A 12,241-nucleotide genomic window follows, 5' to 3' on the forward strand; every position below is an offset into this window, starting at 1 on the left:
TAATTGGAGGTTTTTTTCATGAAGGTAATCGGCATTGGCGATAATGTGGTTGATAAATATGTTTATAAGAAAACGATGTATCCAGGTGGAAATGCTTTGAATTTCAGTGTCTACGCTAAGCAGTTAGGGGTTGAATCGGCCTATCTTGGAGTGTTCGGCAACGATAGGGCTGCAGAGCATATTATTACTACCTTAAAAAGCTTGGAAATAGATATTTCTCATTGCCGCCAGCATGAGGGAGAGAATGGATTTGCCGCGGTTGATTTAGTGGATGGTGACCGAGTGTTTATTGGCGGGAATGGGGGCGGTGTTCAAAGCGATCATCCCGTTATCCTAAGCGCAGAAGACTTGGCCTATATTAAAAGCTTCGATATTGCCCATAGCAGCATCTACAGTGATATGGATTCAGAGTTACAAAAGTTAAAAGATTCCGGAATCCTGGTATCCTATGATTTTTCAAGTGATTATACCGATGCGTTGCTCGAGAGAAATTGCCAGCATATTGATATCAGTTTACTAAGTTGCGGGCAATTGGCCGACGAGGAAGTTAAGAATCTATTAAAGCGTGTCCATTCGTTTGGGAGTCAATTAGTTTTGGGCACGATGGGTTCACGCGGCTCGATGATCTATGACGGCCAATCGTTTTACCGACAAGAACCGCATTTTGTGCAACCGGTTGATACGCTTGGAGCAGGAGATTCCTTTTTTACCGCCTTTATCTTACATTATCTTTCTGAAAAGAAGGCAAATCCTGATGTGCAGGAAGCAGTCCTCCTGAAAAATAGTTTGGAAGAAGGGGCGAAATTTGCGGCACAAACATGTCTGGTTGATGGGGCATTTGGTTTTGGGATTCCCTTTTAATCTCCTAAAAGGGATTGAAATAAGGATAAAAGGTTAGGGGGTGAAAGGATTTTAACTGGTTGATCTTTTAAAAAAATTAGGGGGTTAATGAAATGAGAAGGAAAATAAACGTTTTAATAGCAGGACTGTTGGTGTTCGCGCTCGTCCTGACGGGATGTTCTAGCTCTTCTTCTACCAATGAGGATTCAGGGAAAGTCGTATTAAAATTTTTGCATAAGTGGCCGCAGCCAGAATACGCTCCTTATTTTGAAGAAGTAGTCAAAGCATTTGAAAAAGAAAATCCAGATATCAAGATTAAAATGGAAGCGGTTGCAGATGAACCGATTAAAGACAAACTCCGTGTTATTTTAGGCGGTAACGAAGTTCCAGACATTATGTTTTCATGGTCAGGTGAATTTGCCAGAAAATTCGTTCGTGCTGATGCAGCCTTAGATTTGACTCCATATTTAAATGAAGATACCGCTTGGAAGGACAGTTTTATTCCGGCATCCCTTCAACCTTTCACATCCAACGAAAAAAATTATGGCATTCCTCTTCGCTTCAATGGAAAATTCTTTGTTTACAACAAGAAGATTTTTGATAAATATCAACTGCAGGCACCGACTACATGGGATGAATTTTTACAAGTGTTGGAAACCCTGAAAAAGGGCGGAGAAACACCGATCATTCTCGGAAACCAAAGCCCATGGGCAGCGATCCATTACTTAACAGGTCTAAACCAAAAGATGGTCGCACAGGATGTGAGAATGAAAGACTATAATCCTAAATCAGGAGAGTTCACCGATCCTGGCTATGTGAAGGCGATGCAAATGTTAGTAGATTTGAATAAAAAGGGTTATTTTATGAAGAATGTTAATTCTAGTTCCCATGATATGGGACAACAATTATTTGCAGCTGGTAAGGGAGCGATCTTCTATGTGGAATTAGAAGAGTTCCAAACGGTCGAGAATAATATGAAAGGAAACTGGGGCTTCTTCCCTATGCCGTCCATTGCAGAGGGGAAGGGCAGTCAAAGTTTCATTACTGGTGCACCGGATGGATTTATCGTTTCTTCGAAAACCAAGCATCCGAAAGAAGCGATTAAATTCTTGAAGTTCTTAACAAGTAAAGAAAATGCCTTGAAGCTTGTGAAGCAAATTGGCTGGCCAAGTCCGATTGATGGGGCCACTAACCCGGATACGGCTCTGAAGGAAGTAGCTGAAGGTGTGGATTACATGAAGAAGGCGGAAGGTATGGCCGAATGGCTCGACACAGACGTCCATGCCAAGGTAGCAGATGTGTATTTATCCAATATCCAGCTGTTGCTTGACGGGTCAAAAACCCCAGAACAAATTATCAATGAAGTTCAGGAAGTAGCTAAGCAAGTGCAAAGTGAAGTGGAATAAGAAAAGCGAAAGTGCCACAGCTAGACAGTTTTCAAAGTTAAGACACGATACATTTAATTATTGAGAAAGGGTAGGCAGGGAAATGCTTACCCCCTCCTAGGAGGAGTTGGGGATGACAAAAACATTTCGAAGCAGTCGAACCGCTATACTATTTATTATGCCAGCGCTCCTTTTCATCCTGTTTTTTGTATTTTTACCGATCGTATTAAATCTTTATAACAGTTTGTTTCGGTGGAATTCCTTTGAGGCTGGAAGAGTATTTGTTGGCTTAGAGTATTATGGCAGACTTTTCAAGGATCCAATCTTTTTCACTGCATTGAAAAATAATTCTCTATACGCGGTTATTTCGTTAGTTTTTCAGGTAGGTTTGGGCTTAATTATTGCCGCGGTTTTAGAAGATAAATTGATTAGAAGATTTCAGCCCTTTTTCCGGACCGTCTTTTTTATCCCTTCCGTTATTTCGATTGCTGTTGTTGGGTTGTTATGGCAGCTGCTTTATAATCCAGAAGTTGGTTTAGTGAACGGGGTGTTAAAAGCGATCGGTCAATCAGAATGGGCCTTATCTTGGCTGGGTGACAGTAAGACGGCGATTTATGCGGTTGTAGCTGTTTCACAATGGCAGTATACCGGTTATATGACGATGCTTTTCTTGCTTGCCATGCAAAAAATTCCTTTTGAATATTATGAAGCGTCAATGATTGATGGCGCTTCTAAGATAAAGACGTTCATTTATATCACCTTGCCACAAATGAAGGAAATGATTCTTGTCGGTACGGTGATTACGGTTATCGGTGCCTTCAAGGTTTTTGATGAGGTGTATGTGATGACCAATGGGGGACCTGGCCGTTCAACCGAGGTTTTAGGCACGATGCTTTATCGGGCTGCATTCCGAAATGATGAAATGGGCTATGCATCCACGATTGGGACAATTATCTTTGTCATAACCCTAACCCTCTCCTTAATTCAACTGAAAATAGGCAAATCAGGACAGGAGGCGTAAGGGCGATGGAAAATAATCCGCCAGTAGTAAAAACAAATGAAATGAAAGAAATCGGGACAGGAAGTACAAAGCTTACCGTCAGGAAGGTCAAGGATCGAATTTTCCAATCTGCTGTTCTTGTGTGGTTTGGGATCTTTTCATTGGTGATCATCTATCCAATTATTTGGCTTGGCCTGAGTGGATTAAAATCAAATGCAGATTTCTTCTTGAATACCTGGTCGTTGCCAGAGGAATGGCTGTGGGGAAATTATCAGGCAGCATGGGATGCAGGGATTGGTCAATTTTTCCTAAACAGTGTGTTCATAACAGTCACTTCCGTCGTATCGGTGTTACTGCTTGGGTCGATGGCGGCCTTTGGGTTAAGCCGTTTTCAGTTTAAGGGGCAGAACATTTTTCTGCTGCTTATCCTAAGTGGTTTGATGCTGGCACCGCAGGTCAGCTTAATTCCACTGTACAAATTGCTGCAGGCGGTTGGACTTTACAACACCTACTGGGCGTTAATCCTTCCGTATGTTGCGTTTCAATTGCCGTTTGCGATTTTCTTAATGCGGTCCTATTTTCTATCCATCTCTAAAGAGCTTGAGGAGTCAGCCATTATTGATGGGTGTAATATTTGGCAGGTGTATTGGCATATTATTGTTCCGATGGGTAAACCGATCATTGCCTCGTGTGCCTTATTAACAGGGATGAACGTCTGGAATGAATTTATGTTCGCGTTAGTATTTGTAGAAGATTCAGCACTGAGGACCATTCCAGTTGGGCTGATGAATTTGCGAAGCCAGTTGAATACAAACTTTGGGATTCAATTGGCAGGATTGGCCATTTCAGCGCTGCCAATGATTATTGCTTATATCGTTTTCCAAAAGCAATTTGTTCGCGGACTGTCTGCTGGCAGTGTGAAAGGGTAATCTTCCTTACCAGTCATTCCTGTGTTGAATGGATGGATTTTTTGAAAAGTGATGGAACAGAATAGGAAGGTTGATTGGCCTTTCCTATTCGCTTTCATATTACTTGGATTTTGTACGATTGGTTTAAATGGTATATACCAAATGGTTATTTTGGTGAAAATTAGGATGTTAACGAACTTTCTACGTTGGAGGGATTGGATGGGAAAAATCAAACGGTCACAAATTACTGGGATGAATTTTCACTACCTGCACTATCCACTGGACTATTTTTTAGATGCGATGGTGAAGTATGAGTTTGAAAAAATTGAACTGTGGGGTACCGCACCGCACCTATATGTGGAGGATTTATCGTTAACTGCAATCCGCGCCATTAAGAAAGAGATTGTCCGGCGTGACCTCGAGGTCGTTTGCTTTACACCTGAACAGTGTATGTACCCTATTAATCTTGCGGCAAAGGAGTCAGCGATTCGTGAAAGAAGTGTGGCTTACTTTAAAAAGTCAATCGATGCCGCGCTTGAATTAGAAGCCCCGATGGTATTAGTAACGGCCGGGTGGGGGTACCGCAATGAAAGCAGACGGGAAGCCTGGAGCCGGACCCAAGATTCATTAGAGCAGCTTACCGCCTATGCGGAGAAACAAGGAACCGTTCTGGCCTTGGAGCCATTACAAAAAATTGAGTCCAATCTGATTAATACTTTGCCTGATCTAAAAGAAATGCTCGATTCCATCCGTTCACCTGCTCTGAAGGGAATGGTCGATACCATTCCGCTTGCGGTTGAAGGAGAAGCGCTAGCCAGCTACTTTGAAGAATTACGCGAGGATTTTGTCCATATCCACTTTATTGATGGGGACCCGGGTGGACACTTGGCTTGGGGAGACGGCAGCCTGCCATTGGAAAAATACATGAAAACCTTAGGTGACCACAATTACAATCGCGCTCTTACGTTGGAGTTTACTTCTTCTCAATACTTGATAGATCCAAATCAGGCGGTTGAAAAATCGTTACGAAGTCTTGCACCCTTTCTTGTGTAAAAGTGGAGGGAATTGTTCCGAATCGGGTGACTAGTTCAGTGATAAAAGGAGTTTTATCCTATGTCTATTTGGAGGAGTTATCCAAGGAGTTTAAAAGTTTTATTACTGGCGATGTTGGTCAATTCAACAGGGATGGCGTTTCTTTGGCCCTTGCATACGATTTACATTACGCAAGGGATGGGGAAAACCTTATCTGAAGCAGGTTTTGTGTTGATGCTTCATTCGGGAGCTGAAATCATTGGCAGTTTTCTTGGCGGCTATTTGTATGATCGCATCCGCGGGAAACGAACGCTACTCCTAGCGGTTCTAACATCAGCGAGTCTTATTTTCATTATCTCAATTGGTCTATCATGGCCGATTTATATTCTTTCGATGGTTCTACTTGGATTAGGTATAGGTACAATCTTTCCTCCCATCTATGCTCTTGCAGGGGTGGTGTGGAAGGAAGGCGGCATAAAAAGCTTCAATCTTATTTACCTTGTTCTAAACTTTGGTGTCGCGGTAGGTACGTCTTTAGGGGGAATCGTGGCCCAGTATTCGTTTCGATACGTCTTCTGGGTCAATGGGTTAACCTATCTCCTGTTTATTTTCATTGTTTGGTTTGCTCTTGATGAGAGGGAACCCGTTTATGAAGCAACTGTAAAAGAGGATGCGGCCCTGACGCCAAAAAAAGAAGTGCGTCCTACGAAGCAAAGCTTCCATTCGTTATTCATTCTTTGTTTAGGGTTTATGTTTTGTTGGGTTACGTATATCCAATGGCAAACGAGTATTTCTAACTATATGCACCAGTTAGGATTTCCGCTGTCAGCATATAGTGCTTTGTGGACAATCAACGGTTTACTGATCTTGTTAGGGCAGCCTTTGATCCAGTGGTTCATGGCCCGACTGAAGCGTCCGGTGAAGTGGCAGCTACTATCCGGTGTGATCTTCTTTATGTTAACCTTCGCCCTTCTGTCACACAGCCAGTCGTATGGCGGGTTTGTAACGGCGATGGTGATTATGACAATCGGAGAAATTCTTATTTTTCCGGCCGTGCCAGCGATTGCGGATCGACTGGCACCCCTCAATAGAAGAGGTATGTATCAAGGTTTAGTGAGTGGTGCAGCTAATGTGGGCAGAACCATCGGCCCTTTTCTGGGCGGGCTGCTATACGATGGGTTTGGGTCCTTGGTGTTGCTGTATTCTTGTATTTTTATCTGTGGCTTTGCCTTGATTTGTTTTGGTACATATCAAAGGCTCCAATATACGCAAAAAGAAATTTCAACCGTAAAAGTCCATAAATAAAGGAGGATGACAAATGTTAGCTGACGTACAAAAGGCTTTGGAAGTTTTTAAAGAACGGGCGATTGATCGTGTCTATTTCGTAGGTTGCGGGGGCTCTTCTTCCCTTATGTATGCGAGTAAATACGTGTTAGACCGTGAAAGTGACACCATTGATTCTGACCTATATAGTTCCAATGAGTTTGTGCACCGTAACCCACGGAAACTCAATGAGAAATCGTTGGTGATTTCGTGCTCGCACTATGGAAAAACGCCAGAGACGGTCGAGGCAGCCCGCTTCGCACGGGAAAAAGGTGCGATTACTGTTTCGCTAACCTTTGATGCGGAATCACCGCTTGCCCAAGTATCTGAATATGTCATTGTTTATGAAGATGGGAAAGAAGCGAAGTTTGTAAACGAGGCGCAGGCTGTGATGTTGGAGCTTGTTTTTGGACTTCTGGCTATCAAAGAAGGAAATGAAAGGTTTTCAGAGGTCGTTGCCTCCTTAGAGAACCTAGACCCAATACTTGCACAGGAGAAAGCAAAGTATTTAGCTTCGGCCAAGGAATTTGCTAATTCCTATAAGGATGAAAAAGTGATTTACACCATGGCGAGCGGAGCCAATTATGGGATTGCCTATTGGTTCTCGATTTGCCTGCTGATGGAAATGCAGTGGATTCATTCGCACGCCCTCCATGCCGGGGAGTATTTCCATGGGCCATTTGAAGTTTTGGATAAAGACGTTCCAGTGATTCAGCTGTTAGGTTTAGACGAGACTCGTCCATTAGAAGAACGTTCATTGGAATTCACCCAACAATATGGGGAAAGGGTGGTAGTCCTTGATGCAAAGGAATTTGACCTAACAGGCGTGGCCGAAAGCGTCAAAGGCTACATCGCCCCACTCGTAATACAAGCAGTCCTGCGCCAATACGCCGAAGAACTAGCCGAAGCCCGCAACCACCCACTATCCACCAGAAGATACATGTGGAAAGTACCTTACTAATGAAATTGTTGGTGTCAGGCACCAAAGAAAGACACTTAGGCTATTTGTCCGCTGTGGGTGGACAGTTGAGGGATGGCCCTTATTGTTCGCGACGTGGGGACAAATGTCCATGAATGGTGTCAGGCACCAAATGTTTCTATATAAATTTGTAGTCCCAAAAATTCTAATTTAAATTTGGAGGTAATGTTGGATGTTGAAATTTGATGCTGATTTATATTTACAGCTAGTTGGGCAAGAGGCGCTTGCGAAGAGAGAAGAGATTGAACGTGTGGTGGATGGAATTTCGGCTAAAGGTTTTAAGAATATTTTCCTGATCGGTTCTGGTGGGACGATTGCGATGATGTATCCATATGAGTATATCTTAAAGTCCAATTCATCGCTGGAGGTTCATGCTGAGATTGCAGCTGAACTGCTTGTAATGAATAATCGCCACCTGACAAAGGATTCGGTTTGTATCTTTGCTTCTGTTACTGGAACAACAAAAGAAACCGTCGCTGCTGCTGAGTTCTGTAAGAGCAAGGGGGCAACAACGATCGGTTTAGTGGCTGAACTTGGCACTCCATTGGCTGAAGCCGTTGATTATTGCATCTCAACTGGTCATGAAAAGCATTCCTTTGACACGTTCTTTATTCATTTGCAATTGCTTACTTTCCGTTTTATTCATAACAATGATGAATTTCTGCAATATGATCAGTTTGCCAAAGAAATTGCCCTTTTACCACAAGGTATCGTTCATGCACTCGAGGATTTCGATGCCCGTGCTGAGCAGTTCGCTATTAAGCACAAAAATACAGATTACCATATGCTGGTTGGGGCGGGGAACCTTTGGGGGAATACATATTCCTACGCCATGTGTATCTTAGAGGAAATGCAATGGATTAAGTCCAAATCCATCCATGCTGCTGAATTCTTCCACGGAACGCTGGAGCTGGTTGAGGAAGACACAAGTGTCATTCTATTTAAAGGCGAAGATGAAACTCGCCCATTGGTGGAACGTGTGGAAAGATTTGCAGAAAATATCACAAAGGAATTGTTCATTTTAGATACAAAGGATTATCCATTGGAAGGGATTAGTGACGAATTCAGAAAGCACTTTGCCGTATGCCTTAACTGGGCACTAACAGGCAGAATCAGCGTTTACCTTGAAAGGGAAAGAAATCATCCGTTAGAGATTCGCAGATATTACCGTAAAATGGCCTATTAGGAGGTGGGATGTTTGTTTAACTTTGATGTGAAAAGATATTTAGCCATCCAAAATGGAGCACTGTCTCTTAAGGATGAATTTGATCAGGCGATAGATTCGGTGATGGAAAAAGGTTTGAAAAATGTATTCTTTGTCGGTACTGGCGGAGCAGCCATTCTCATGTACCCGGCTGAATATATTTTAAAAACTCATTCCACTTTACCCGTTTTTACGGAAATCGCTCCGGAATTAATGTTGATGGACCATCAACATCTAGATGAACATTCATTAGTTATTTTGCCTTCTTTGTCTGGAACCACCAAAGAAACCGTCGAGGCGGCGGCGTTCTGTAAGGAAAAAGGTGCGACAACGATTAGCTTAGTGGGTCATGCTGCTACACCGCTAGCGAATTTAACCGATTATACCTTTGTCAATTATGCGGCAGATGATACCTCCTGTGAATCGTTTTATATCCAGTCCTATTTACTAGCGTTCCGCTTGATGTACAAGCGAAATGAATTCCCGCAATATCAACAATTTGTCGAGGAAATGATGCATTTACCAAGTGCACTTCTAAAAGTAAAGGAAGTAGTTGAACCTAGGGCTGCCGAGTTTGCCCGAAAACATAAGGAGACCCCATACCATATCCTTACGGGGACAGGTATCGATTGGGGTCAAACCTATTATTATGGCATGTGTATTTTAGAAGAAATGCAATGGATTAAAACACGGCCGGTACATGCGTCCGATTTCTTCCACGGTACATTGGAATTAGTGGAGGAAAATACGAGTGTTATTCTACTAAAAGGGGAGGATAAATCCCGTCCGCTCACAGAGAGAGTCGAGCGCTTTGCTGAGCATTACACGAAGGAATTAACGGTTTTTGATACAAAGGATTATGAATTAGCTGGTATTTCTGAAGGGTTAAGAAGTCTTGTCTCACCGATTGTCTGCGCGGCTTTCCTTGAGAGAGTCAGCTGTCATTTGGAACAACAAAGGGACCACCCGCTGACAACCAGGAGATACTATAAAAAAGTGCCATTTTGATAGAATAATTGTTTTGTGATACGGCCCTCACTTTAGTGAGGGCTGCTTTTTTCTGTTTAAATCATAATAAATACTGTGTTAATGTTAGTTTATAATTAACACTCGTTATACATTGGGATGCACGGCTATCTCTGAAAATGATCTATTGAAGGTAATTAAATGGTTAGATCCTAAAAGTAAACCGATTATCAAAATTGAGGGTTGATCATTTTGGAACTTCCCTTTTATAAAGGCTATGAATTTAAATTTTTAACAAGGGTGTTAACCAACTAATTGGTTTTCGCCTTTTTTAACATAAATAACTTCCATTATAACCCGGTTTGCCTGGACTGGTGCACCGTGAGTAGACTCCGTGTCCCTGATGCAAAAAGAATACCGATTAGATCGAATCCGATATCAAACATTCTTCCATCACGAGTAAAATATAATTGGAGGATTTCAGTTAGCAAAGCAAAGGCAATTGCTAGAATTAGAATGAATGCTTTTGAATGGAATTTAGTTTGCAGTAAAATTGTTAGAATGAGAAAGGCAAAGGCATGCCCACATTTTTGAAGCAGGAAGCCGCGGCTGAGCTCGAGCGGTAAGGGGAATAGCAACTCAGAAAAGTTCGGATGACCGGCCCACTCAAAGCGGACTTTGCCAGATGCCATTAATTCAGAAAAATCGGCGGTACAGGTCAAAATCAAGATTGCAGCTGCCCATAATAAAATATATATTCCGCGCATGGTGAGACCTCCCTTTTTATATCATTGTGGTCTCATTTTTTCGGTAATATACCGAATCGAGGGGGCGGAATTAACTATCTGACAAAGGAAAAGACCTCTTCTAAAAATAAAAGAGGTCTTTCGTTTGGGGAAGTCATCCAAGTATGTCATTGAAAATGGGGAAGACAATCTGGGAAGATGCTGGAGTTGCTGCTTCTCTAGCCATTAATTATCCGGAATGGATCATTTTTTCATAGAGATTTAGAATGGATTGCCCGTATGTTGTACCAGGAACAGCCCATTTTCCGTTTAAAGCGGTCCATGTTGGAGCAGATCCTCTATCGACTAGATGAAAACGGGGATCAACCAATGGATATTGATCTGGTAGTGGCTTCGCTGTTGCATACGCATACAAGTGTTGAAGTTGTGCAAGGACACCTTCTTCTTGATTTTCAAAGCTTGCTCCGCGAGTATCTCCACCAGTTGCTCCTATCCCTGAGTAGTTGTTTTGTTCAGGGTTGACGACTCCGGTAAACCGAAAATAGTCTGTTTCGTGGATGGCTTGTGCAAAGGCGACATCTCCTCTAATGCCGTAATATTTCCCTAACGTTTGGTAAAATTGACCTAATTCCGGCGCGTTAGGATTGACCTTTTTCACAAATAGATTCATCTGTTTCGGAGTAAGGAAGGTCGGACCGAAAATAGTAAATTGACCGGGGTCGGCGATGATGGGGAGTTCTTTTGTACTGTTGGCTGGAGCCGGACTTGGGTTCGTTTTCTTTTTCGTGCCGCCTGTAGTATTCGTTTCTTTGCTGGTGGTGGTTGTGGCTGGTTTTGCTGTTGTGGTTATACTGGTGCTTGTGGTTGGTTTTTGAGCAGCTGAGTTACTGATGCTCGTAGTTGGTTTTTGAGCAGCTGAGTTACTGGTACTCGTAGTTGGTTTTTGAGTAGCTGATTTAGTAGTCGTTGCACTGGCTTTTTCAATAATAATGAAGGCATCCTTATATCCTGCTTTTTCGATTTCTTTGAGACGTTTTTCTGCGTTTGCGTCGGTCGTATAGGTTGCTGCTTTCACTCGGTACCAGGTTGCTCCAGATATTTTAGTGGTAACAATTGAAGATATAATATTTTTCTTTTTCAGCTCAGCTACCCTGTCTTGTGCATTTTCTTTGGATTTATAAGATCCAACATAGACTGTGTAAACTGTTGTTAAACTAGATTGGGGTGTTTTCGGTGTAGTTATTGTTTTCGGTGTTTCCTTCGTTGCTTTGCGTTTCAGACCAAAGGCCTTGGCAATTCCATTGACGTGGCCTTGAGCTACTTTTTGCTGCCAGGATGAATCTTTTATCAATTGGGCGTCATATTTATTACTGATAAAGCCGTTTTCCGTTAGGATTGCTGGCATATTTGTTTCTCTTATTACATAGAAATTGGCCTTTTTTTGCCCGCGGTCTTTTAGCTGATTCACTTTCATCACTTCGGCATGAATGATATCTTGGACTGTGGCTGCTCTACTTGAGTTAGAGGCGCCATTGTATATAAAATCCTCATATCCTTGGGCTGAACTATCAGCAGAGTTGATGTGAATAGCCAGGAAAAAGTCTGCGTCCCAGGCGTTGGCTTCGCTTGAGCGCTGCGCTAAGCTTTTGGTGGTATCGCTTGTACGACTCATCTTAACTTGAACATTTTCAAAATCCTTTAGGATGGTATTTCGTATTTTAAGCGCAATAGCTAGGGTAATATCTTTTTCATCCAGACCATTCCCTTGGGCTCCGGGATCATCACCGCCATGACCAGGGTCTAAATATAGCTTCATGCTTACTCCTCCATTTCATTTAAAATACGTTCATATATATGT

The 12,241-nt window shown here is 42.5% G+C and carries 11 protein-coding genes; 9 read left to right on the forward strand and 2 right to left on the reverse strand.

Annotated features, from left to right (window positions below; genetic code table 11):
* Positions 1 to 18 precede the first annotated feature (18 nt).
* The 9 genes from ACSU6B_RS09310 to ACSU6B_RS09350 all read left to right on the forward strand — a co-directional run bounded on the left by ACSU6B_RS09310 (position 19) and on the right by ACSU6B_RS09350 (position 9,679).
* A complete protein-coding gene (locus ACSU6B_RS09310; protein WP_410884605.1) occupies positions 19 to 861 on the forward strand; it encodes a fructoselysine 6-kinase in 843 nt (280 codons plus the stop codon).
* Positions 862 to 953: 92 nt separating this feature from the next.
* Positions 954 to 2,246, forward strand: a complete 1,293-nt coding sequence (locus tag ACSU6B_RS09315) for an ABC transporter substrate-binding protein (RefSeq protein WP_410884607.1) — start codon at positions 954 to 956, stop codon at positions 2,244 to 2,246.
* Positions 2,247 to 2,358: 112 nt separating this feature from the next.
* Entirely contained in the window at positions 2,359 to 3,246 is an 888-nt protein-coding gene (locus ACSU6B_RS09320; RefSeq protein ID WP_098932649.1) for a carbohydrate ABC transporter permease, read from the forward strand.
* A 5-nt stretch (positions 3,247 to 3,251) separates the two neighbouring features.
* The gene (locus ACSU6B_RS09325; protein ID WP_251033365.1) at positions 3,252 to 4,154 is read left to right on the forward strand and encodes a carbohydrate ABC transporter permease; all 903 of its coding nucleotides are present in this window, start codon (positions 3,252 to 3,254) and stop codon (positions 4,152 to 4,154) included.
* A 198-nt stretch (positions 4,155 to 4,352) separates the two neighbouring features.
* A complete protein-coding gene (locus ACSU6B_RS09330) occupies positions 4,353 to 5,186 on the forward strand; it encodes a TIM barrel protein (protein WP_410884609.1) in 834 nt (277 codons plus the stop codon).
* Positions 5,187 to 5,246: 60 nt separating this feature from the next.
* The gene (locus ACSU6B_RS09335) at positions 5,247 to 6,470 is read left to right on the forward strand and encodes an MDR family MFS transporter (RefSeq protein ID WP_410884611.1); all 1,224 of its coding nucleotides are present in this window, start codon (positions 5,247 to 5,249) and stop codon (positions 6,468 to 6,470) included.
* A gap of 13 nt (positions 6,471 to 6,483) precedes the next feature.
* On the forward strand, positions 6,484 to 7,449 hold the full coding sequence (locus ACSU6B_RS09340) for an SIS domain-containing protein (RefSeq protein ID WP_410884613.1): 966 nt from the start codon (positions 6,484 to 6,486) through the stop codon (positions 7,447 to 7,449).
* A 190-nt stretch (positions 7,450 to 7,639) separates the two neighbouring features.
* On the forward strand, positions 7,640 to 8,653 hold the full coding sequence (locus ACSU6B_RS09345) for an SIS domain-containing protein (RefSeq protein WP_410884615.1): 1,014 nt from the start codon (positions 7,640 to 7,642) through the stop codon (positions 8,651 to 8,653).
* 3 nt (positions 8,654 to 8,656) lie between these two features.
* Entirely contained in the window at positions 8,657 to 9,679 is a 1,023-nt protein-coding gene (locus tag ACSU6B_RS09350; RefSeq protein WP_410884617.1) for an SIS domain-containing protein, read from the forward strand.
* Positions 9,680 to 9,987: 308 nt separating this feature from the next.
* On the opposite strand, the gene ACSU6B_RS09355 is transcribed toward ACSU6B_RS09350, so the two are convergent.
* Positions 9,988 to 10,404 (reverse strand): VanZ family protein, encoded by a 417-nt coding sequence (locus ACSU6B_RS09355; protein WP_410884619.1) that lies wholly within the window; start codon positions 10,402 to 10,404, stop codon positions 9,988 to 9,990.
* A gap of 208 nt (positions 10,405 to 10,612) precedes the next feature.
* The gene (locus ACSU6B_RS09360; protein WP_410884621.1) at positions 10,613 to 12,199 is read right to left on the reverse strand and encodes an N-acetylmuramoyl-L-alanine amidase; all 1,587 of its coding nucleotides are present in this window, start codon (positions 12,197 to 12,199) and stop codon (positions 10,613 to 10,615) included.
* Positions 12,200 to 12,241: the final 42 nt, after the last annotated feature.

It is taken from the genome of Neobacillus sp. C211 (assembly GCF_051842875.1).
Lineage (GTDB): Bacteria > Bacillota > Bacilli > Bacillales > Cytobacillaceae > Neobacillus.